Source organism: Sphingomonas taxi (assembly GCF_000764535.1).
GTDB lineage: Bacteria > Pseudomonadota > Alphaproteobacteria > Sphingomonadales > Sphingomonadaceae > Sphingomonas > Sphingomonas taxi.
Window position 1 is genome coordinate 3,433,763 of the sequence record NZ_CP009571.1, and the last position, 21,457, is coordinate 3,455,219.

The following is a 21,457-nucleotide window of genomic DNA, read 5'->3' on the forward strand; positions in this document are numbered from 1 at the left end:
TCCTCCCTCGGCATGGCGGCTAAACCGCGGATGAACGCCGCATTCCGGCTCGGTTCAGCCCGACTCGCCTAAACGACATGCAACACGCTCGCCGCTCTGTGCGTTTGGACCAGATACTCCGAGCGTCGTGTTAGAGGAGGTTCGACGTGATGAATGCGATGTTGAAGAAAGCAGGTCTGGGGATCGCGCTTGCCGCGACCGCGCTGACGGCGGCGGCGCCGGCGGATGCGCAGCGTTGGGGCGGCTATCGCCATTACCACCGTGGTAACGGCGGCAGCGTCGCGGCGGGCGCGTTGCTCGGCGGCATCGTCGGGCTCGGCATCGGTGCGGCGGTCGCGGGCAGCAACCGCGATCGCTATTACGACCGCGGCTATTATTACGATGCGCCGCCGCCCCCGCCGCGGGTGGTCTATCGCGACGAATATTACGCGCCGCCGCCCCCGCCGCCGCGCGTGGTGGTCCGCGAGCGCTATTACGATTACGGCCCGCGCTACGGATATGGCTACGGCTACTGACGCTTGCGGCAGTTTCGTCGGGAAGGCGGCGCGGACATCCTTGTCCGCGCCGCTTTTTCGTAGCGGGGCCGGGGCGATGCCGCTAAGCGCGGCGCCATGACCGATACGCCCCCCGATCGCCTGTCGACCGATCCGTCGAGCCCCTATTTCGACCAAGCCGCGCTGGAGCGCGGCATCGGCATCCGCTTCAAGGGCGCCGAGCGCCGCGACGTCGAGGAATATGACCGCCCCGCCGGCTGGATCCGCGTCGCCTTGGGCAAGAAGGTCGACCGCCACGGCCGTCCGCTGACGCTGAAGCTGTCGGGCGAGGTCGAGGCATGGTTCGAGCGGCCGGGCGCGGATGCCGCGGGTGAGGACGACGTCGAGGGCTGAGCGCCGCCTCAGGATATGCGGACGGCGTGGGGGGCGACTCCCGCGCCTTTTTCTTGCCCGGGATCGTCAGCCCGCGGCGGGCGGGGGGCGGAGCGCCGCCCAATCGCCGGCGATGGCATCCAGCGTACGACGCGCGGCGTCGAGCGCACCGGGCTTGCTGCGGTAATGGGTCTCGCGGCCGAGCCGTTCGACGGTGACGAGGCCGGCATCTTCGAGCACGCGCAGATGCTTGGTGACCGCTTGGCGCGTCATGCCGGCATTGGTGGACAGCCGTGCGATCGAGCGGCCGGGGCCGCTGCGCAGGATGATGAGCAGCGACAGCCGCGTCGGGTCCGATAGCGCCGCAAACAGGCGGGCGGCCTGCACCGGCTTCGGCATCGGCGTGGAGGGAGGCATCGGCAACCTTTCGGCTGCGCCTGTCGCAACCGGGAAGTTGCTTATGATTGGAAGGATTTAAGTGCAACCGCGATGTTGCGCGAGGCAAACGGTGCGGCCGACCACCGATCGGAGATGACGAGTAGCATGCGTTGGCTGCGATGTCACGGAGCTGCTGTCATCCGTCCGTCATGCCGGACTCGATCCAGCATCCCGCTTTTCGTCACCGACGAGAAAGAAGCGGGACCCCGGCGCAAGGCCGGGGTGACGGGAGGATAGCGGAGGCCTGACACGCCGCTCATGCTTCGCGCGTTCGATGCCGTCGTGACCGTCCTTCAACCTTACGGAGCAGGCTCTCCGTTAAGCCGTCTCCAGCGCCTCGGTCGCTTCGAGCCACGTCGCTTCCGCCGCCTCGATCTGTGCCTGCACGTCGGCGCGGCGCTTCATCAACTCGCCCATCGCCAGCTTGGCGTAGCGCGGCTCGGCGGTCTTGGGATCGAACATCGCGCGGTCGATCGCGTTGCGGTCGGTGGTGAGCTTGGCGATCTCCGCCTCGCAATCGCGGATCGTCTTCCGGCGCGCCTTGTCGGCGTCGCGGTCGATCGGCTTGCCCTTCTCCTTCTTCGCCCCCGATTTGCCCTTGGCCTCGGGTTGTTTGTCGCCCGCCAATACGAAGGCGATGTAATCGTCGAGGCTGCCGTCGAACTCCTTCGCGGTGCCGCCGTCGACCAGCACCAGCCGGTCGGCGGTCATCTCGAGCATGTGGCGATCGTGGCTGACCAGCACGACCGCGCCGGTGTAGGAATTGAGCGCCTGGATCAGCGCCTCGCGCGCGTCGACGTCGAGGTGGTTGGTCGGCTCGTCCAAAATCAGCATATGCGGCGCGTCGCGGGTGATGAGCGCCAGCGCGAGCCGCGCCTTCTCGCCGCCCGACATCTTGCCGACCTTGCCAACCGCCTTGTCGCCTGAGAAGCCGAAGCGGCCGAGCTGCGCGCGCACCGCGGCGGGGCTGGCGCCGCGCATGATGCGGGTCATATGTTCGAGTGGCGTGTCGTCGGCGTCGAGTTCCTCCACCTGGTACTGGGTGAAATAGCCGACCTTCATTTTACCGGAAGCGTTCATCTCGCCGTCCATCGGCGCGAGCTGCGCGGCGAGCAGGCGGGCGAGCGTGGTCTTGCCGTTGCCGTTGCGGCCGAGCAGCGCGACGCGATCGTCGGGGTCGAGTCGCATGTTGAGCCGCTTGAGGATCGGCGTCTCGGCATAGCCGACGCTCGCCATGTCGAGCGTGATGAGCGGCGGGCGCAATTCGCTGGGATCGGGGAAGTCGAACGACAGCGACGGATCGTTGGCGAGCTCGGCGATCGGCTGCATCTTGGCGAGCATCTTCTGCCGGCTCTGCGCCTGTTTGGCGGTCGAGGCGCGCGCCGAATTGCGCGCGACGTAATCCTGCAGCTTGGCGCGCTGCGCGTCCTGGTTGGCCTTGGCGGCGGCGAGCTGCGCCATCCTCTCGGCGCGCTGGCGCTCGAAACTGTCGTAGCCGCCGGCGTAGAGCGTGATCTTGCCGTTCTGGAGGTGGAGGATATTGTCCACCACGTTGTTGAGGAAGTCGCGTTCGTGGCTGACGACGACGATCGTCGCCTTGTAGTTGACGAGGAAATCCTCGAGCCACATCACCGCCTCGAGATCGAGGTGGTTGGAGGGCTCGTCGAGCAGCAGCAGGTCGGGCTGCGAGAAGAGCAAGGCGGCGAGCGCGACGCGCATCTTCCAGCCGCCCGAGAAACTGTCGAGCGGGCGCTGCTGCATGTCCTCGTCGAAGCCGAGGCCGAGCAGGATCTGCGCGGCGCGCATCGGCGCGGTATAGGCGTCGATCGCGATGAGGCGCTCGTAAACGTCGCCGAGCCGGTCGGGGTCCTCGCTCGTCTCCGATTCGATCATCAGCGCGGCGCGCTCCTTGTCGGCGGCGAGCACCGTCTCGAACGGCGTCGCGGTGCCCGAGGGCGCCTCCTGCGCGATATAGCCGAGGCGTGCGCCTTTCGGCATGTCGGCCGAGCCGTCGTCGGGTTCGAGCATGCCGGCGATGACGCGGACGAGCGTCGACTTGCCGGCGCCGTTGCGGCCGATCAGCCCGATCCGCCCGCCGGGCGGCAGCGCCGCGGTCGCGCCGTCGAGGATCGTGCGGCCGCCGAGGCGCACGGTGATGCCGTTGAGGTTGAGCATAGGCGCGCCTGTAGCAGATGTTGCGGTGCAGCTAAAGCGGGTCGCTGGCCCGGAGATATGGTTCACGCGAAGGCGCGAAAAAGAGGCATGATCCCGCAGAGACGCGAAGTGCGCGCCGGTTCAGCCTTGTCGGCTGCCATTCCCGCTTGCCCTGAGCTTGTCTAAGGGCCTGAGTCTCACCTGCCCTTCGACAGGCTCAGGGCGAACGGCTTTTTTCTGGGGGTACAGTAACCGGCTATGACTTCGCGTAAAATCACAGCGTGCGGATCAGTCGCGAGGCTTGTGCCAACCACGCTGGTGACGTGATCGACGTCGGGCGTGCGTTGGGGGTTAGCGGAAGGAGCAGCAGCGCGTCGCCGTCGCGGCCGATCAGGCGGGCGAAGAGGAAGCGGCCGGCGGGGAGGGGGACGAGGACGTCGCGGTTGAGCGCGTGGCCGAAATGCTCGGGTGTGCGCAAGTCGCACCATAGCGCGTCGCCGGCGCGATAGTCGCCGATGCTGCCGGTGACGCTGATCGCGACGCCACCGGGGGCGGGCTGCGGCGGGACAAGGGTGAGCGGCTGGCGCGGGGCGTGCGCGCCCTCGGCGTCGAGCGTCGCGGCGACGGGCAGTGTCGCGCGGTCGGGGAGCGTGACGAGATCGGCGGGCGCGACCTCCAGCGCGGCGGCGATGCGGTTGAGCCACCCCACCGAGACGGTGCGCGTGCCGGTCTCGAGCCGGCCGATGGTCTGCGCGGTCGTCGGCGGGTCGCAACGGCGGGCGACCTCCTCGAGGGTCAGATTCTTCGCTCTACGCACCTCTCGAATGGCCGTGATCATCTCTGCGTCCTAACCGCTGCGGTTATTTCTCTGTCCTACAAAGCTGACGTTGTGGCAAGCCGGTTTGCGACTCGGATGGAGGCGACGATGCGGGAATTGGTCGAACGGACGGCAGGCACGGGGCGCAGCGTGACGGTGAACCTCGCCGAATCGCCCTTGGGCTGGTTGCGCGCGCGCGGGCTGGTCGATGCGCGCCAGTTCGAGGCGGGGGAGCGGTTGCGCGGCGATTACGAGACGGCGGCGCTCGGGCCGCGGGTGACGATGCGCTGGGCGGCGCGCGTCGACGGCGGTGGCGGCTCGGGGCTCGACCCGACGACCGCGCAGATCGCCGCCAAGCGGCGGTTCGACGCCGCGCTCGCCGCGGCGGGCAAGGGCCTCGCCGATGTCGCGTGGTGGGTGATCTGCGCCGGCGAGGGGCTGCCCGCCGCGGAGAAGGCGCTGGGCTGGCCGGCGCGCGCCGGACGGCTGGTGCTGACGCTGGCGCTCGACCGGCTGGCGGATCATTATCGTTTGCCGTGACCGGCACCGCGGGTGTATCGGCGCCGCCGGACGAGAACATAAGCGGCCCATAAGGGCGGCAGTGGGATGGATGTGGTGCAGTTCGATTTCGTGAAATGCCATGGCTCGGGCAATGATTTTCCGTTGATCGACGCGCGAGCGCTCGATCTGTCCGCGGCCGAATGGGCGGCGGTAGCACGGGCGCTCGCCGACCGCCGTGGACCGGTGGGCGGTGACGGTCTGCTTCTGCTTGGTCAAGGCGCTGAAAATCATCAGTTTTCCATGGTGATGCTGAATTCGGACGGGAGCGAGGCGGAGACGTGCCTCAACGGGCTGCGCTGCGTGGCGCGGCTGGGGTTCGAGGCGCTGGGGATCGAGGCGGCGCAGGTGAAGCTGAAGACGTCGAGCGCGGCAGTGGTGCGTGATGCCGAGCTGGCACCGGGCGTCTATACGGTGCGCGAGACGGCGGGGCCGGCGGGGCTCGACGCCGCCGCCTGGCCGCTGCACGGCGCAGGGGCGCGGATCGTCGATGCGGTCGTGCCGCCGCTGGGAAGCGAGCGGCTGTTCACCGCGGTCGCGATGCCTAATCCGCATCTGGTGACCTTCGTCGATTGCGTCGACGAGGCGGAGCTGGTCGCGCTGGGCCATGTGTGCGAGGCGGCGCCGGACTGGCTGCCCAATCGTGCCAACGTGTCGTTCGTCGAGGTGCGCGGGGCGGATCTGTTCGTGCGGACGTTCGAGCGCGGCGTCGGCCTGACCGACAGCTGCGGCAGCGCGATGGCGGCGTCCGCCTTCGCCGCGTGCCTGACCGGGCGGTTGGCGTATGACGCGCCGATTACCGTCTTCAACAAGGGCGGGCTGGTGCGCGCGCAGGTGGCGCGCGATGCGATGGTCAGCCTGTCGGGGAATGCGACGTGGGAATGGCGCGGCACGGTGACGGTCGACCTGGCGGCGGAGCGTGCGGGCGAACTGGTCGTCCACGGCCATGCCGATGCGGAGATCGCCGCCTGGGCGGGTCTCGCCGATGCGGCGAGCCGTTGACCCGATCGGGCGGATCGACGCTGCCGCAGCGGCGCTGCCATTGATCGGCGGCGCGGCTGCCACCCTATAGACTTCGCGATCCACGTATCGCCTGAAAGCCACGGACATGCGCGACGACACGACTTATTTCTATGCACGGGCGGAGACCGAACTGGAGCTGGCGCAGCGCGCCACCCACCCCGAAGCGGTTCGTGCGCATTACATCATCGCCAACCATTATCTCGACCGCTGCTACGGCGGCGGCGAGGCGGCGGTGGCCGACGGCGATGCATCCGGCGGGGACGGCGACGCTGCCGGCGAATCGTCGGAAGGGCCGGCACCCCGCGACTGAACCAGTGGCCGCGCCGTTCGTTGGGGGGATGGACGAGGGCGGCAATCATGGACGGCAGCGGCATCGGCAAGGACGAAGACGACGAGCGGTGGCGCGGGCAGGATGCCAAGTTGCAGCCGCTGGGTCAGGCTTTGCGTGCGACATTCGATGCCGACAACCATGCCAGCCTGTCGAAGGACGTCACCGGCCTGATGCTCGATCTGGCGCACGTACCGTTCGAACCGCATGAATTCGAACCACTGCCGGGCGATCAGCAGCGGGTGCCCGTACCGCGTGGATGGCTGGCGCGGGCGCGGCTGGCGTTGCGGTCGCGGGCCGCGATGCGGTCGCGCTGAACAGGCAGGAGCGGCGATCTTCCGTCAATTCTCCCCCTGCCAAGGCAGGGCGATGGCATGTGGCTACGGTCATGAGGCTCGATCGGTTTCCTCATCAGATTCGGCACCCCGGACTTGTTCCGGGGTCCACGGAGCCGCAGGAGAATGGCGTCACCTCAAACCGTTCTCCTCGCCGCAGGGTGGACCCCGGAACAAGTCCGGGGTGACGGGGTGGGTTTGGAACACAAAGCCCTCACACAGAACGTCAGATGCGATAGCCTTGTCCTCCAAGGCGAAGATTCGACTGAGTGAGCGTCGATCCTAGGCTTCGACGGGCGCGCCCTGCGCGACGGCGAGGAGCGAGCCGAAGATCGCTTCCAACATCGTCAGTGCCTGCGGACTCAGCCGGATCGGCGTGTCCGCCATGATCGGGCCGGGCCGTTCCAACTCGATGAAGCCGGCGTTGCCGAGCGCCAGCAGCCAGCGGCGCGCGAGCTGCCAGTCGACCGCGATCCGTTCCGCGACCTCGCCGCCCAGGATCGCCTTGGCCTCCGCCTCCGCCACATAGGCGCTGAGCAGGATCTCGGTCGCGGGGTTGCCGATGAGCGCCTGGCCGAAGGATTGCTTGCCGCTGCGGATCGCGCTGAGCAGCAGCCGCGCCATCCGCCATTGCGATTCGACGGTCGAGGGCGAGGTGGTCTGTTCGCGCAGCGGCTGGCACGTCACCACCAGGCGGCGGTCGTCGCCAACGCCCATGCGCGAGACGTGCAGATTGACCCAGAGCGCGCTGCCGTCGGCACGGACGTGGCGCTGGGTGAAGAAGCGCGCCTCGCCGGTGTCGAGGATACGCTGCAATTGCCGCTCGCCGGCTTTGCGATCGCCGTCGGCGAGGGTGTCCAACACCGAGCGGCCGACGAGCGCGTCGCGCGGCAGGCCGAGAATCGTCTCATAGGCCGAATCGACCTCGATCACGGTGAGGTCGCGGCCGATCAGGCCATGCGCAGCCGGACCCAATGCCATCCTCATAAAAAGCCTTTTCCATTCAGCGATGTACGATGGTTGGTCATTGCCGAATGGCCCGTCCTGATCGATGTGCCGGGAACCATGGCGGGTGCAGAATTGCGCAAGACGACGGTCCGGCAGACACATCCTGTGCTGCGATACACCCGTTTGTGACACAATTTGTTGGACAGGTCGATGCGCGAATGCGTGTGATTATCGCATGTTACCGCTTTCAGCTTCAACCAGTGCAAAAGTACGAGCACGTATGAAAATTGTGCTATCCTATTTGGTACAAGAGGCTTGACATCGTCACGCTCTTTGGGTACATAACGGGAACGATGAGGAATTGCGGGTCGGGCCGGAGCGGTCGGGGTGATGCCTCGTCGCTGCCGGCCCGATCGCGTTTCGGCGAACGGGGGGGCGGACGATGACAGGGCGTATCGTTGCAGACCAAGACGGGGCGACGTGCGATCGGCGGGAGACGCTCACGATCGTACTGCCCGAACGCGGCCGACGCCTGCGGTGGACCGCGGCGCTGACCGGCGCGTTCATGGATCACCTGTCGCGCACCGGAAACATCAGCGCGGCGGCGCGCCGGATCGGGATCGATCCGGCGCAGGCCTATTACCGGCAGCGGACCAACGCCGCCTTCCGCGCCGCCTGGCGCGCGGCGCTCGACGCGGGCTATCTGACGATCGAGACGCAGGCGATGGCCTATGTCCTGTCGGGGGGCGAAGCGGCGGCGGACACCGGCACGGGCCGCTTCGACTGGGAGCATGGGCTGCGGCTGCTCGTCTGGCACGACCAGCGGCGGGCCGGGCGCGAGCAGCGCGGCAAACCACCGCGGCAGGTGACGACGCGCGAGGAAAGCGACGCGTTGATCCTCCGGCGGCTCGCGGTGCTCGCCAAGCGCAAGCAGGGCGAGACGGCGGCATGAGCGAGGCGACGAGCGATATCATCGCGACGCTCGCCGGACTGTCCGAAGCGGAGCGTACCTGGCTGGTCCGCTCGCTGCCGAGGCCGGTGCGGCGCGAAGTCGCGGAGCGCTGGGTGGGCGGCTGGGCGCAGGACGGGCAGGCGCCGCCGGCGGCGGGCGACTGGCGGATCTGGCTGATCCGCGCCGGGCGCGGCTTCGGCAAGACGCGCGCCGGCGCGGAATGGGTGACCGCGGTCGCCGGTGCCGACGGCGAGGCGCAGATCGCGCTGGTCGGCGCGACCGCGGCGGACGTGCGCCGGGTGATGATCGAGGGGCCGAGCGGGCTGCGCGCCGTCGCCAAGACCGGACAGACGCCGCGCTATACGGTGTCGCGGGGCGAGATTCACTGGCCCAATGGCGCGATGGCACGGATCTATTCGGCGGATGCGCCCGACCAGCTGCGCGGTCCCGAACACAGCGCCGCCTGGTGCGACGAACTGGCGAAATGGCGGCGCGGCGATGCCGCCTGGGACAATCTGCTGATGGGGCTGCGGCGCGGCGTGCAGCCGCGGGTGGTGGTGACGACGACGCCGCGGCCGACCGCGCTGATGAAGCGGCTGCTGCGCACGCGCGGGCTGGTCGAGACGCGCGGGGCGACGCGCGACAATCCCTTCCTGCCCGCGGTCTTCGTCGATCACGTCGAGGAGGCCTATGGCGGCACGCGGCTGGGCCGGCAGGAGCTGGACGGCGAGATGATCGAGGACCTCGCCGGTGCCTTGTGGTCGCGGGCGCGGATCGAGGCGAGCCGCGGCGTCGCGCCCGAGGGGCTGGTGCGCGTCGTGGTCGGCGTCGATCCGCCGGCGGGCAGCGACGCCGGCGCGGGCGACGCCTGCGGGATCGTCGCGGTCGGGCGCGATGGCGATGGCCTCGCCTATGTGCTGGAGGATGCGAGCGTCACGGCGGCATCGCCGGAGGGCTGGGCGCGCGCGGTCGCGGCGTGCGCGGCGCGGCATCGTGCCGACCGGGTGGTGGCGGAGGCCAATCAGGGCGGGACGATGGTGCGATCGGTGCTGCTCGCCGCGGACGTCGCGCTGCCGGTGACGCTGGTGCACGCGAGCCGCGGCAAGGTGGCGCGCGCCGAGCCGGTGGCGACGCTCTACGAGCGCGACCGGGTGCGGCATTGCGGACGATTCGCGGCGCTGGAGGACGAGATGTGCGGGCTGGTCGCGGGGGGCGGCTATCACGGGACGGGGCGGTCGCCGGACCGGGCGGACGCTCTGGTGTGGGCGCTGAGCGAGCTGATGCTCGGGCGGCGCGCGCGGGCGGGGGTGCGGGGGTTGTAGGGGGGCGCCTGCGGTGAGCCTTCTAACTCCTCTCCCGCCAGGGGGAGGTGGCGCGCCCGAAGGGCGTGACGGAGGGGGAGGATACGGCACGTTCGCCGTATGTGGAAACGCCCCCTCCACCACCGGCCTGCGGCCGGCGGTCCCCCTCCCCCGCTAAAACGAGGGAGGAATGGGGCCATCCTCTACATCACGGGAGACAGTCATGCGGTTATTCGGACGCAGGGGTTCGCGCGAGGGCGCGCGGCCGGCTTTGTCGCGTACGGGGACGGGGGTGGCGCTCGGCGAGTGGCCGCGGTCGTATGAGGCGCAGGTGCGCGACGCCTTCGCCGGCAATGCGATCGCGCAGCGCGCGGTGAAGCTGGTGGCGGAAAGCGTCGCGGCGGCGCCGATCGCGGCGAGCGCGCCGGCGCTGGCGACGCTGGTCGCAACGCGGTCGGGCGGGCAGGCGCTGCTGGAGAGTGCGGCGGCGCAGCTGCTGCTGCACGGCAACGCCTACGTCCAGTTGCTGCGCGACGGGGCCGGCGAGACCGGCGGCGTGGCGGCGCTCTATGCGCTGCGACCCGAGCGGGTCACCGTCGAGCTGGACGCGGGCGGCTGGCCGACCGCCTACGTCTATCGGGTCGGCGAGCGGCGGACGCGGCTCGATGCCGAGGGGCTGCGGCCCGACGTGGTGCATATCCGCAGCTTCAACCCGGTCGACGACCATTACGGCATGGGCTGCCTCGGCGCGGCGGCGGGGGCGGTCGCGGTGCACAATGCGGCGGCGCGCTGGAACAAGGCGCTGCTCGACAATGCGGCGCGGCCGTCGGGCGCGCTGGTCTACGATCCCGGCGACGGCGGCGCGCTGGCGCCCGACCAGTTCGAGCGGCTGAAGGCGGAGATGGAGGCGGGCTTCGCCGGCGCCGGCAATGCCGGGCGGCCGATGCTGCTGGAAGGGGGCCTGCGCTGGCAGCCGCTGTCGCTGAGCCCCGCCGACATGGATTTCGTCGGGCTGAAGGCGGCGGCGGCGCGCGAGATCGCCCTCGCCTTCGGCGTGCCGCCGATGCTGCTCGGGCTCCCCGGCGACGCGACCTACGCCAATTACCGCGAGGCCAATCGGGCGCTGTGGCGGCTGACCGTGCTGCCGCTGGCGGGGACGATCCTCGCCGGGCTGGCGCAGGGGCTGAGCGGCTGGTTCGAGGACGCGACGCTGACGGTCGATCTCGATCGGGTGGCGGCGCTGAGCGAGGATCGCGAGCGATTGTGGGCGAGCGTCGCGGCGGCCGACTTCCTGTCGGTCGAGGAGAAACGAACCATGGTGGGAGTAGGACGATGAGCGAGGTTCTGGCGCAACTGATGGCGCAGGCGGCGCGCGAGGGCAGCAACATCGCGACGATGCGCGCGATCGCCGAGGAGGCGGGCGAGCTGTCGGCGATGCGCGCGCTCAAGCGGCTCGGGCTGGGCGACGAGGAGGCGCAGGGCGACCTTGCCGCGCTGCGCGAGCTGCTCGGCGCGTGGCGCGACGCCAAGCGCTCGGCATGGAAGGCGGCGGCGGGGTGGCTGCTGCGGATCGCCGGGGCGCTGCTGCTCACCGGGCTGGCGATGAAGCTGGGGTTCCGCGCATGGCTGGAGTGACCGCGCCGGTGCGCTTCACGGGCTATGCGGCGCTGTTCGACCGCGCCGACCGCGCGGGCGACGTGATGCGCGCGGGCGCCTTCGCCGATGCCGGCGCGGTGCCGCTGCTGTGGCAGCATCGCGGGCGGCCGGTGGGGCGGATCGTCGCGATCGACGAGGATGCGCGCGGGTTGCGCGTCGTGGGCGAGGTAGACGATCCGCACGTCGCGGCGCTGGTTCGCCAAGGCGCGATCGACGGGCTGTCGGTCGGCTACCGGCCGCTGCGCGTGGCGCAGGGCGCGCGGCGCGAATTGCTGCGCGTGGCGCTCGCCGAGGTGAGCCTCGTCGCGGTGCCGATGCAGCCGGGGGCGCGGATCGACCGGATCGACTGAGCCGGGCGGCAAAAGTTTTCAACCAAGGAGAATGAGCATGGACGTGGTCGATCGGCCGGCGTTGGACGGCGCGCGCGTGGTGCCGGCGGACGGAGCCTTCGAAGGCTTCGTGCGGCAAGGCGCGACGCTGGAGATGAAGGCGTTCACCGGGGTGAGCGGCGATGCGGGCGGCTATGCGGTGCCGCGCGAGATCGATGCGGCGATCGCACGGGTGCTGACCGGCGCCTCGCCGATCCGCGCCATCGCCAATGTCGTGCAGGTCGGATCGGCGGGTTATCGCAAGCTGATCACCACCGGCGGCACGCCGTCGGGCTGGGCGAGCGAGACCGGGCCGCGGCCGGAGACCGCGACGCCGGTGTTGACCGAATTGGTGCCGCCGATGGGCGAGCTGTACGCCAATCCCTCGGCGAGCCAGGCGATGCTCGACGATGCGGCGTTCGACGTCGAGCAATGGCTGGCCGAAGAGATCGCGGCGGAATTCGCGAAGGCGGAGGGCGCGGCGTTCGTCAACGGCAATGGCGTCAACCGGCCCAAGGGGTTCCTGACCCAGGCGGTGTCGACCGCGAAGGACGGCGCGCGACCGCTGGGGACGCTGCAATATCTGCCCTCGGGTGCGGCGAGCGACTTCGGCGGCGCGCCCGACGAGCGGCTGGTCGACCTGATGCAGAGCCTGCGCGCGCCCTACCGGCAGGGGGCGAGCTGGGTAATGAACGCCAATACGCTGGCGCGCATCCGCAAGCTGAAGGGCAGCGACGGCCATCCCCTGTGGCAACCGGGGCTTGCCGAGGGGCAGCCGGCGCGGCTGCTCGGCTATCCCGTCGTCGAGGCGGAGGACATGCCCGACATCGCCGCCAATGCGCTCAGCATCGCCTTCGGCAATTTCGCCGCGGGCTATCTGATCGCCGAGCGCGCCGAGACCGCGATCCTGCGCGATCCCTACACCAACAAGCCGTTCGTCAGCTTCTACGCGACGCGGCGGATCGGCGGCTGCGTCGCCGATAGCGAGGCGATCAAGCTGTTGAAATTCGCCGCGGCCTGAGCGCGCGGGGGAAGGGGGAGCATATGGAGGGGGCGATACCGGCCGCGGCGGCGGCCGCGGCGGACTATCTGCGGCTGGGGGAGGCGGAGGCGGTGCTCGTCCGCGCCACGGCGACCGCGTTGGCGCTGGCCGAGGCGTTCTGCGGGCAGCGGCTGATCGTGCGCGGCTTCGAGCAGACGCTCGTCGCCGCGCCCGGCTGGCAGCGGCTCGCGGAGCTGCCGGTGCGGGCGATCACCGCACCGGCGGCGGGGGCGGCGATCGACATCGACGGCCACGGCATCGGCTGGGTGCGGAGCGGGGCGGCGGTGACGGTCGCCTATTCCGCGGGGCTGGCGGCGAACTGGGACCTGCTCGCCGCGCCGCTGCAACAGGGGGTCGTGCTGCTCGCCGCGCATCTGTTCGAGCATCGCGACGGGCGGGCCGAGCCGCCCGCCGCGGTGGCGGCGCTGTGGCGGCCGTATCGGCGGATGCGGCTGGCGGCGGAGGCGCGGCCATGAGCGCGGGGGCGGTGCTGTACGCGGCGACGCTCGCGCATTTGCGGCGGCGGACGCGGGTGTTCGCCGCGCCGCCGCTGCGCGCGGCGATGCCGCGGGTGACGCTGGACGATCCGATGCTGGGTGCGGCGGACGCGAGCGGCGTCAGCGGCCGGGTGGGGACGATCGCGGTGACCTATACCGACGTCGGCGAGCAGCCCGAGCGGCTGCGCGCGCTGATCGTCGCGGTGGAAACGGCGATGGAGACGATGCCCGCCGACCTCGGCGCGGAGGGGTGGCGGCTCGCCGGACTGCGGCTGGCGCGCAGCCGGCTGGTGCGCGGCAAGGCCGAGCATTGGATCGGCACCAGCACGTTCGCGGTGCGGATGTTTCGGATCAACTGAAGGAGACAGGCGATGGCGGTGGAACGGGGCAGTGCGTTCCTGCTCAAGGTCGGCGACGGCGCGGCGGTGCCGGCGTTCGCGACGGTGGCGGGGCTGCGCACGACGCAATTGAGCGTCAACGGCGAAGCGGTGGTGGTGACCAACAAGGATTCGGGCGGCTGGCGGCAATTGCTGTCGGGCGCCGGGGTGCGCAGCGTCAGCGTGTCGGGCGCGGGGGTGTTCACCGGCTCCGCCGCCGAGGCGCGGATCAAGGCGAGCGCGCTCGCGGGGACGATCGACGATTACCGGCTGAGCTTCGAGAGCGGCGACGCGATGACCGGGCGCTTCCTGGTGACCAAGCTGGACTATGCCGGCGATTTCAACGGCGAACGATCCTATACGCTGAGCCTAGAGAGTTCCGGCCCGGTGGTGGCGTCGTGAGCGCCGCGGCGAACCCGGCGCGCGGCGAATGCGCGCTGCGCGTCGACGGCTGCGAGCTGGTGCTGCGGCCGTCGTTCCAGGCGTTGGTCGCGGCGGAGCAGGAGCTGGGCTCGCTGTTCGACCTCGTCGTGCGCGCGACCGACGGCAAGCTGCGCATCGGCGAGCTGGTGGCGTTGTTCTGGCACTGCCTGCGCGAGCTACCCGAGGGGATGACGCGCGAGACGCTGGGCGAGGCGCTGATCGGGGTCGGGCTGGCCAAGCTGACGCCGGTGCTGCGCGACCTGCTCCACCAGATACTGGCGGGGCGGTGAGCGATTTCGCGGCCGGAGCGGTGCGGCTGGCGGGGTCTGCCGGGGCGGTGCTGGGGTGGAGCCCCGACGCCTTCTGGCGGGCGACGCCAGCCGAACTGGCGGCGGTGGTGGCGGCGGCGGCCGGCGGCGGTGCGGTGGCGACGCCGCCCGACGCCGCGACGCTGGCGGCGATGCGGGAGGCGTTTCCGGATGGATGAGGTGGAGCGGATGGTGGTCGGCGTCCACGCCGACACGGCAGGGTTCGCGCGCGAGGTCGAGGCGATGCGCGGGACGCTGGAAGGGGCGCTCGGCGCCGGCGCGGAGCGGGCGGGGCGGTCGATCGAGGGCGCGCTGCTGCGGGCGGTGCGGAGCGGCAAGTTCGGCTTCGAGGAGCTGAAGGGCGTCGCACTGGCGGCGCTGGCGCAGATCGCCAAGGCGGCGCTGCATGCCGGGGTCGGGGCGGTACTGGGGGGCGGCGGCATGCGCGGGGATGTTAACTGGGGCGGCGAGCGGCCGGGCGACGCGACCGGCGGGGGAGGGGCGATATCGCTGCTGAGGCTGATGTCTTCAGGTCTGCCCGGCCGGGCGACCGGCGGGCCGGTGGCACCGGGGCGCGGCTATGTCGTCGGCGAGCGCGGGCCGGAGCTGTTCGTGCCGACCGCGAGCGGGCGGGTCGAGGCGGCACCGGCGGCGGGCGCGCGCGACGTGCGGGTGACGATCCACGTGCAGGCCGGGGCGGGGGAGGCGCCGGCGGCGATGGAACGGTCGAGCCGGCAGGTCGCGCGGGCGGTACGCGCGGCGCTGGAGGGGTGAGGGCGGTGGCGGGGGCGTCACTTTCCCTTTCGTCATCCCGGCGCAGGCCGGGATTAACGGTTGCGGAATGGGCGCGGTGGCGCACCGCCATCGGCGTTGCGGGTCCATGGGTCCCGGCGTTCGCCGGGATGACGAACGGGGGCGTGGTCCCGCCGTCGATTCGATGGAGATCCGATATGGCGCATTGGCTGTGCTCGCGGCGCGAGCAGCAGGTGGAGGGGGTCGTGTCGCGGTTCGATCCGCGGTTCTGGACGGTCAATTTCCCGCGGCCGATGATGGCGGCGGTGACTACTCCCGCGGAAGATGCGATGCGGGTCGATGCGGTCTTCCAGACACGGGCCGACCTCGCCGGGCTGATCTGGGAGGCGGAGGACCGGTTCGATCATCCGTTGCTGCGCTACGCCACCGATCGCGATTTCCGCGGCTGCCGGTTGCGGTTCCGCTGGCGCTCGGCGGGGATCAAGGCGCTGGATGCGGTCAACGGGCCGACCCTGACCATCGAGGGACGCGATGCCGGCGGAACGGCGCGGGCCTGGTACGTCAGATTGTGGAACTATGCGGTGGGCACGCCAGAGGATGCGGTCGTCACGCTCGATTTCGCGCATCTGTCGGGCGGGTTCCGGTTGCCCGACGACGCGCAGCCGGTGTGGGCGGGGGATGTCGACCGGCTGTTCGTGTCGCTGGTCGCGCCCGATTACGACGGCAGCGCCGCGGCCCTGCCGGCGGCGTGCGAGGGCTGGGTCGAACTGACCGGCGTCGTCTGCGAGGGGCCGGGGGCGGTGCTGGCGATCGGCGATGCGGTGCTGCCCGAACACGGCTTCGCGATCGCCAGCGGCTATGACGACAGCTACAATCTCACCCCGGCGCGGCTGCTGCGCAACGCGCTCCAGCTCGGCTATCGCGGCGCGATCACGCATTACGTCGGGATGAGCCATTATTTCCGGCTCGAGGCGCTCGACGGCGGCTTCTACGCGAGCCTGCGCGGCGGCGTGCTCAACGTCGCCTGCGCCGCGTGGCATCGCGATTTCGCAACCCGCGCCGGGGCGCTCGGCTACGACGTCATCTGGTCGCTGAGCTACGAGCTGTTCGACGCGCATTGCTGGAACGACTGGAAGCAGCGTGCCGCCGATGGCGCGCCGGCGCGGACCGGGTGGGAGCCGCCCTCGACGCTGCTTTCGCCGTCGCACGACGGGGCGATGGCCTATCTGCGGCAGGTCGCGGCGGCGTTCGTCGGCATCGGCGTCGGCGCGGGGCTGGCGCCGATGGTGCAGGTCGGCGAGCCGTGGTGGTGGACGATGGCGGACGGGCGGCCGTGCCTCTACGATGCGGCGGCGGTGGCGGCGTTCGCGCCGGTGGCGATCCCCTCGGTCCGCGGGACGCTGAGCGAGGCCCAGCGGGCGACGCTGGATCGCGCGGGCGCGGCGCTGGCCCGCTCGACCGCGGCGCTGGTCGACGCGGTGAAGACGGCGTTTCCGGGGTGTCGCAGCCATCTGCTCACCTATCTGCCGACGGTGCTCGACGCTGCCGCGCCGGAGCTGGCGCGGGCCAATCTGCCGCTCGGCTGGGCCTCGCCGGCGTTCGATGTGCTGCAGCTCGAGGATTACGACTGGGTCACCGCGGGCGATGCCGCGTCGACCGCTCGCGGCGTCGCGGCGGTGCAGGCGCGGCTCGGCTATCCGCCGGCACGGCAGCAGTATCTCGCCGGCTTCGTGCTGCGCGGCGACCAGGCGGCGGCGCATTGGCCGCGGATCGAGGCGGCGGCGCTGGCGGCGCGGGCGCGCGGCGTCGCGGCGGTGGTGCTGTGGGCGCTGCCGCAGGTGATGCGCGACGGATTCGTCCATTTCGAGGGGGAGGATGACGTGCAGGATTACGACGACGTGCTGTTCCCGATCGCACTGGGACGCGAGGCGGCGGTGATCCCCGGCTTTGCGACGACGATTCTGACCGCCGCGGGCGGCGCCGAGCAGCGGAACGCCGGCTGGGCGGAAGCGCGCACCAGCTACGATGTCGGGCCGGGGGTGCGCAGCGAGGCGGATATCGCGACGCTGCTCGCCTTCTTCCGTGCGCGGATGGGTCCGGCGCGCGCGTTCCGGTTGCGCGATCCGTTCGATGCGGCCGGCACCGACGAACCGCTCGGCAGCGGCGACGGCGTGCGGCGGCGGTTCGCGCTGGTGAAACATTATGATGCGGCGACGCGGCGGATCGTGCGACCGGTGGCGGGCAGCGTGCGCGTCGCAGTGGACGGCGTCGCGACGCAGGGCTTCGGCGTCGAGGCGGGGGGCGTCGTGCTGCTCGACAGCGCACCGGCGGCGGGAGCGGTGGTGCGCGCGAGCTTCGCCTTCGACGTTGTCGTCCGCTTCGCCGAGGACCGGTTGCGGGTGAGCCGCGCGACCTTCCTCGCCGGCGAGGCGGTGTCGGTGCCGCTCATCGAGGTGCGGCCATGAGCGCGCTGTCATGCGTCGCCTTCTGCTGGCGGATCGAGCGGCGCGACGGGGTGGCGATCGGGCTGACCACGCACGACCGCGATCTCGTCGTCGACGGGCTGGTGCATCGTGCCGCGCCGGGGATGACACCTTCGGCGATCGAGCGCTCGGCGGGGCTGGAGGCGGATACGATGGACGTACGGGGCGCGCTGACCAGCGCGGCGATCGGCGAGGCGGACCTGCTCGCCGGGCGCTGGGACGGGGCGCGGGTGCGCGTGTTCGCGGTCGACTGGGAGACGGGGGCCTTGGTCGCCGAGCTGGGCGAGGGGCGGATCGGCGCGGTCGAGCTGGGTGAGGACGGTTTCACCGCCGAGCTGGCGGGGGCGAGCGCCTCGCTCGACCGGCCGGTGGTCGAGGAGACGTCGGCGGAATGTCGCGCCGAACTGGGCGATCGGCGCTGCCGCGTGGCGATGGCGGGGCGGCGGCGGTTCTCGCGCGTAGTGGCGGTGGCGGACCGGGTGGTGACGCTGGATACCGCCGAGCCGGTCGCGGGGGCCTATGCCGGCGGATTGCTGCGCTGGTTCGGTGGCGCGAATGGCGGGCTGGTGCAGGCGATCGGCGCGTCGGCGGGGGCGACCGTGACGCTGCGCGCCGCACCGGCCTTCGCGGTGGCGACGGGGGCGCTGGTCGAGCTGATCGAGGGGTGTGACAAGAGCTTCGCCACCTGCGCGGCGCGGTTCGGCAATGCGGCGAACTTCCGCGGCGAGCCGCATCTGCCGGGGGTCGACCTGCTGACCCGCTATGCCGGTGGGTGAGCGGGTCGCGGTGGCGGCGTTGGCGCTGGTCGGCGCGCCGTTCCGGCTGCACGGGCGCGACGTGGCGAGCGGGCTCGACTGTATCGGGGTGATCGCGGCGGCGCTGCGCGGCGCCGGGTGGGTGGGCGAGGTGCCGAGCGGCTATGCGTTGCGGGGCGGCGATCCCGCCGCGGTGATCGCACGGTTGGATGTGGTGCTGGCGCGGGGCGACGGCGGCGCCGCGGGCGATGTGCTGCTGTTCCGCGTCGGGCCGGGGCAGATCCATGGCGCGGTGCGGACAGGCGCCGGGATCGTCCATGCCGATGCGGGCCTGCGGCGGGTGGTCGCGCGGCCCGGGGTGCCGGACTGGCCGCGGCTGGGCGCCTGGCGGTACGAGGGGAGGGGCTGATGGCGACGCTGGTGCTGAGCACGGTCGGGCAGATGGTCGGCGGGCCGATCGGCGGTGCGGTCGGGGCGATCGTCGGGCAGGCGATCGACGGGCGGCTGTTCCGCGGCGCGGCCCGCGAGGGCCCGCGGCTGACCGAACTGGCGGTGCAGACGTCGAGCTATGGCACGGCGCTGCCCAAGGTGTTCGGAACGATGCGGGTCGCCGGCACGGTGATCTGGTCGACCGACCTGATCGAGACGCGCAGCAGCCAGCGCGGCGGCAAGGGGCAGCCGGGGACGAACAGCTACAATTACGCCGCGAGCTTCGCGGTGGCGCTGTCGGTGCGGCCGATCCTGGCGGTGCGGCGGATCTGGGCGGAGGGCAAGCTGCTGCGCGGCGCGGCGGGGGACTGGAAGAGCCACACCGGGTTCCGCCTCCACCTGGGGGGCGAGGATCAGCCGGTCGATCCGCTGATCGCCTCGGCGATGGGAACGACGCCCGCCTATCGCGGGATCGGCTATGCGGTGTTCGAGGGGATGCAGCTCGCCGATTTCGGCAATCGCATCCCGTCGCTGACCTTCGAGGTGGTCGCCGATGCCGCGGCGGTGGGGTGCGGCGACATCGCCGCGGCGCTCGCGCCCGAGGTGGTGGCGGCCGGCGGGCTGCCGCTCGGCGGCTTCGCCGCGTCGGGCGCGAGCGTGCGCGGGGTGCTCGATACGCTTGCCATGCTCGATGGCGGCTGGTGGCGGACCGCGGGGGCGCGGCTGGTGCGGCAGAGCGATACCGGCGCGGCGCTGGGGATCGCGGATGCGGGCATGGCGGCGAGCGGGCGGACGGCGCGGCGGCGGCGGACGGTGGCGGCGCTGGCGAGCGTGCCGCGCGAGGTGGCGGTGGCGCATCACGATCCGGCGCGTGACTATCAGATCGGCGTGCAGCGCGTCCGCCGGCCGGGGGCCGGCGAACGGATCGACCGGGTCGAGCTGCCCGCGGTGGTCGAGGCGGCGACCGCGAAGGGCGTTGCGGCGGCGCTGGTCGCGCGCGGCGAGATCGAGCGAACGCGGCGGCAGGTGGCGCTCGGCGTCGAGGGGCTCGCCATCGCGCCGGGGGCGATCGTCGCACTCGCCGACGAGCCGGGCCGCTGGCGGGTGGCGGCCAGCAGCGTGTCGGGGACGATGACGACGCTGACCCTCGTACCGATCGGCGCGCCGGCGGTGGTGACCGGGGCGAGCAGCGGGCGGGTGGTGGCCGCACCCGACCGGACGGTCGGGCGGACATGGCTGATCGCGGCGGAACTGCCTGGGCTCGGCGACCGGCCGCTGAGCGCGCCGCGGGTGAGCGTGATCGCGGCTGGCGAGGGGGCGGGCTGGCGGCAGGCGGCGCTGCTCTACAGCCTCGACGACGGGGCGAGCTGGACCGCGGCGGGCGCGACCGCCGCGCCGGCGACGATGGGTCGGATCGAGACGCTGCCGGCGGCGGCGTCGGCGCTGCTGGTCGATCGGCGCAGCCGGCCGGTGGTGGCGCTACGGCGGGGCGACATGACGCTGGGCGACGCCGATGCGGCGAGCCTGGCGCGGGGCGGCAATCTCGCGCTGCTCGGCGACGAGCTCATCCAGTTCGCGCAGGCGGAGCCGTTGGGTGGCGGGCGCTGGGCGCTGACCGGCCTGTATCGCGGATTGCGCGGCACCGAGGCGGCGATCGGCACGCAGGCCGCCGGCGATCGGTTCGCCCTGATCGAGCCGGACGCGGTCGCGACGATCGACCTGCCGCTGGCGGCGATCGGACGACGGCTGCGGCTGCTTGCCAGCGGGGTAGGCGATCTCGATGCGCCGGCCGAGGCGGCGGTGGCGATCACCGGCGCCTCCGTCGCGCCGCCCGCGCCGGTCCATGCCGTCACCGAGACGTTGGGTGATGGCGGGCTGGCGATCCGCTGGACACGGCGCAGCCGTGGCGGCTGGATCTGGTCCGACGGTGTCGACGCGCCGCTGGTCGAAGAGGCGGAGGCCTATCGGCTGACGCTCACCACCGCGGACGGCATGCGGCGGGTGATCGAGACGGCGGCACCGTCTCTGCGCCTCGCCGCAAGCCAGCGGCCGCCGGCGGGCACGACGATCGCGATCGTCCAGCAGGGCGCGCTGGCCGCATCGCAGCCGACACGCATTCTCTTTGTGGAAGGAGCAGGACGATGACCGATCAGATGAGCGCGCGGCTGGCGCTGCCGTTGCTCGCCGCGGGGCAGGCCGGCAAGGAGCTGACGCACAACGAGGCGCTGACCCGGCTCGACATACTGGTGCAGCCGGCGGTGATCGGCATCGGCGGCAACACTCCGCCGCAAGCGCCGCAGCCGGGGCAATGCTGGATCGTCGGCGCGGCGCCGACCGACGCCTGGGCCGGGCATGGCGATGCGCTGGCCGGCTGGAGCGGCGGCGGCTGGCGGTTCGTCGTTCCCGCCGAGGGCTTCGCGGTGTGGAACGCCGCCTCGGGACAGCCGGTCGTCTATCGCGACGGGCGCTGGCGCGAAGGCGAGGTGGTCGCCGGCCGGGTCGTCATCGGCGGCGTCGCCGTCGTCGGTCCGCGCGGCGGGGCGATCGCCGATCCCGATGGCGGCACCGTGGTGGACGCCGTGGCGCGAAAAACTTTGACAGGGATTCTCAATGCTTTGCGCCAACATGGTCTGATCGCGGGATGAA

General features: G+C 71.7%; 27 protein-coding genes. 23 read left to right on the top strand and 4 right to left on the bottom strand.

Annotated elements, in window-relative coordinates:
• The first annotated feature begins 149 nt into the window (after window positions 1-149).
• A complete protein-coding gene (locus MC45_RS15705; RefSeq protein WP_038665156.1) occupies window positions 150-515 on the top strand; it encodes a hypothetical protein in 366 nt (121 codons plus the stop codon).
• A 96-nt stretch (window positions 516-611) separates the two neighbouring features.
• Window positions 612-887: a DUF3297 family protein gene (locus MC45_RS15710; RefSeq protein WP_038665159.1), complete on the top strand. Its 276-nt coding sequence runs from the start codon at window positions 612-614 to the stop codon at window positions 885-887.
• Between the two features lie 66 nt (window positions 888-953).
• Here the strand turns inward: MC45_RS15710 and MC45_RS15715 are convergent, their stop codons facing one another.
• The 3 genes from MC45_RS15715 to MC45_RS15725 all read right to left on the bottom strand — a co-directional run bounded on the left by MC45_RS15715 (window position 954) and on the right by MC45_RS15725 (window position 4,296).
• A complete protein-coding gene (locus tag MC45_RS15715) occupies window positions 954-1,283 on the bottom strand; it encodes an ArsR/SmtB family transcription factor (protein ID WP_179944545.1) in 330 nt (109 codons plus the stop codon).
• A gap of 339 nt (window positions 1,284-1,622) precedes the next feature.
• A complete protein-coding gene (locus MC45_RS15720; RefSeq protein ID WP_038665165.1) occupies window positions 1,623-3,479 on the bottom strand; it encodes an ABC-F family ATP-binding cassette domain-containing protein in 1,857 nt (618 codons plus the stop codon).
• Window positions 3,480-3,732: 253 nt separating this feature from the next.
• Complete coding sequence (locus MC45_RS15725) at window positions 3,733-4,296, bottom strand: helix-turn-helix domain-containing protein (RefSeq protein WP_038665167.1); 564 nt, start codon at window positions 4,294-4,296, stop codon at window positions 3,733-3,735.
• 87 nt (window positions 4,297-4,383) lie between these two features.
• Here MC45_RS15725 and MC45_RS15730 point away from each other — a divergent pair, with 87 nt between their 5' ends.
• From MC45_RS15730 to MC45_RS15745, 4 genes are all read left to right on the top strand, one after another.
• A complete protein-coding gene (locus tag MC45_RS15730) occupies window positions 4,384-4,815 on the top strand; it encodes a DUF6456 domain-containing protein (protein ID WP_038667645.1) in 432 nt (143 codons plus the stop codon).
• A 66-nt stretch (window positions 4,816-4,881) separates the two neighbouring features.
• On the top strand, window positions 4,882-5,835 hold the full coding sequence (gene dapF, locus MC45_RS15735) for a diaminopimelate epimerase (protein WP_038665170.1): 954 nt from the start codon (window positions 4,882-4,884) through the stop codon (window positions 5,833-5,835).
• A gap of 106 nt (window positions 5,836-5,941) precedes the next feature.
• Window positions 5,942-6,166, top strand: a complete 225-nt coding sequence (locus MC45_RS15740; protein ID WP_052075707.1) for a hypothetical protein — start codon at window positions 5,942-5,944, stop codon at window positions 6,164-6,166.
• A gap of 47 nt (window positions 6,167-6,213) precedes the next feature.
• Window positions 6,214-6,501 carry a hypothetical protein gene (locus MC45_RS15745; protein ID WP_052075708.1) on the top strand — a complete coding sequence of 96 codons (288 nt, stop codon included), beginning with the start codon at window positions 6,214-6,216 and terminating at the stop codon, window positions 6,499-6,501.
• Window positions 6,502-6,801: 300 nt separating this feature from the next.
• On the opposite strand, the gene MC45_RS15750 is transcribed toward MC45_RS15745, so the two are convergent.
• Window positions 6,802-7,500 carry a PAS domain-containing protein gene (locus MC45_RS15750; protein ID WP_052075709.1) on the bottom strand — a complete coding sequence of 233 codons (699 nt, stop codon included), beginning with the start codon at window positions 7,498-7,500 and terminating at the stop codon, window positions 6,802-6,804.
• 409 nt (window positions 7,501-7,909) lie between these two features.
• Here MC45_RS15750 and MC45_RS15755 point away from each other — a divergent pair, with 409 nt between their 5' ends.
• From MC45_RS15755 to MC45_RS15835, 17 genes are all read left to right on the top strand, one after another.
• Window positions 7,910-8,419, top strand: coding sequence for a hypothetical protein (locus MC45_RS15755; protein WP_052075710.1), 510 nt, complete (start codon window positions 7,910-7,912; stop codon window positions 8,417-8,419).
• Window positions 8,416-9,741 carry a DNA-packaging protein gene (locus MC45_RS15760; protein ID WP_038665175.1) on the top strand — a complete coding sequence of 442 codons (1,326 nt, stop codon included), beginning with the start codon at window positions 8,416-8,418 and terminating at the stop codon, window positions 9,739-9,741. Before MC45_RS15755 ends, MC45_RS15760 begins: the two co-directional genes overlap by 4 nt.
• Window positions 9,742-9,943: 202 nt before the next feature.
• Window positions 9,944-11,056, top strand: coding sequence for a phage portal protein (locus MC45_RS15765; RefSeq protein WP_038665178.1), 1,113 nt, complete (start codon window positions 9,944-9,946; stop codon window positions 11,054-11,056).
• Complete coding sequence (locus tag MC45_RS15770; RefSeq protein WP_038665181.1) at window positions 11,053-11,355, top strand: DUF6127 family protein; 303 nt, start codon at window positions 11,053-11,055, stop codon at window positions 11,353-11,355. Before MC45_RS15765 ends, MC45_RS15770 begins: the two co-directional genes overlap by 4 nt.
• Window positions 11,343-11,726, top strand: coding sequence for an HK97 family phage prohead protease (locus MC45_RS15775; protein ID WP_179944547.1), 384 nt, complete (start codon window positions 11,343-11,345; stop codon window positions 11,724-11,726). The genes MC45_RS15770 and MC45_RS15775 overlap by 13 nt, the downstream gene beginning before the upstream one ends.
• Window positions 11,727-11,763: 37 nt before the next feature.
• Window positions 11,764-12,765, top strand: coding sequence for a phage major capsid protein (locus tag MC45_RS15780; protein WP_038665184.1), 1,002 nt, complete (start codon window positions 11,764-11,766; stop codon window positions 12,763-12,765).
• 23 nt (window positions 12,766-12,788) lie between these two features.
• Window positions 12,789-13,262 (top strand): head-tail connector protein, encoded by a 474-nt coding sequence (locus MC45_RS15785; RefSeq protein WP_052075711.1) that lies wholly within the window; start codon window positions 12,789-12,791, stop codon window positions 13,260-13,262.
• Window positions 13,259-13,642 carry a gp17 family tail completion protein gene (locus tag MC45_RS15790; RefSeq protein ID WP_038665187.1) on the top strand — a complete coding sequence of 128 codons (384 nt, stop codon included), beginning with the start codon at window positions 13,259-13,261 and terminating at the stop codon, window positions 13,640-13,642. The genes MC45_RS15785 and MC45_RS15790 overlap by 4 nt, the downstream gene beginning before the upstream one ends.
• Window positions 13,643-13,654: 12 nt before the next feature.
• Window positions 13,655-14,062 carry a phage major tail protein, TP901-1 family gene (locus MC45_RS15795; RefSeq protein ID WP_038665190.1) on the top strand — a complete coding sequence of 136 codons (408 nt, stop codon included), beginning with the start codon at window positions 13,655-13,657 and terminating at the stop codon, window positions 14,060-14,062.
• Window positions 14,059-14,373, top strand: a complete 315-nt coding sequence (locus MC45_RS15800) for a gene transfer agent family protein (RefSeq protein WP_038665193.1) — start codon at window positions 14,059-14,061, stop codon at window positions 14,371-14,373. The genes MC45_RS15795 and MC45_RS15800 overlap by 4 nt, the downstream gene beginning before the upstream one ends.
• Window positions 14,370-14,570 (top strand): phage tail assembly chaperone, encoded by a 201-nt coding sequence (locus MC45_RS15805; protein ID WP_038665196.1) that lies wholly within the window; start codon window positions 14,370-14,372, stop codon window positions 14,568-14,570. Before MC45_RS15800 ends, MC45_RS15805 begins: the two co-directional genes overlap by 4 nt.
• Window positions 14,563-15,165, top strand: coding sequence for a hypothetical protein (locus MC45_RS15810; RefSeq protein WP_038665199.1), 603 nt, complete (start codon window positions 14,563-14,565; stop codon window positions 15,163-15,165). The genes MC45_RS15805 and MC45_RS15810 overlap by 8 nt, the downstream gene beginning before the upstream one ends.
• Window positions 15,166-15,341: 176 nt before the next feature.
• A complete protein-coding gene (locus tag MC45_RS15815) occupies window positions 15,342-17,609 on the top strand; it encodes a DUF2460 domain-containing protein (RefSeq protein WP_038665201.1) in 2,268 nt (755 codons plus the stop codon).
• Complete coding sequence (locus tag MC45_RS15820; RefSeq protein ID WP_038665202.1) at window positions 17,606-18,403, top strand: DUF2163 domain-containing protein; 798 nt, start codon at window positions 17,606-17,608, stop codon at window positions 18,401-18,403. The genes MC45_RS15815 and MC45_RS15820 overlap by 4 nt, the downstream gene beginning before the upstream one ends.
• Window positions 18,390-18,791, top strand: a complete 402-nt coding sequence (locus MC45_RS15825; protein ID WP_038665205.1) for a hypothetical protein — start codon at window positions 18,390-18,392, stop codon at window positions 18,789-18,791. The genes MC45_RS15820 and MC45_RS15825 overlap by 14 nt, the downstream gene beginning before the upstream one ends.
• Entirely contained in the window at window positions 18,791-20,956 is a 2,166-nt protein-coding gene (locus MC45_RS15830; protein WP_038665209.1) for a GTA baseplate fiber-binding domain-containing protein, read from the top strand. Before MC45_RS15825 ends, MC45_RS15830 begins: the two co-directional genes overlap by 1 nt.
• Window positions 20,953-21,456 carry a DUF2793 domain-containing protein gene (locus MC45_RS15835; RefSeq protein WP_038665212.1) on the top strand — a complete coding sequence of 168 codons (504 nt, stop codon included), beginning with the start codon at window positions 20,953-20,955 and terminating at the stop codon, window positions 21,454-21,456. The genes MC45_RS15830 and MC45_RS15835 overlap by 4 nt, the downstream gene beginning before the upstream one ends.
• Window position 21,457 lies beyond the last annotated feature (1 nt).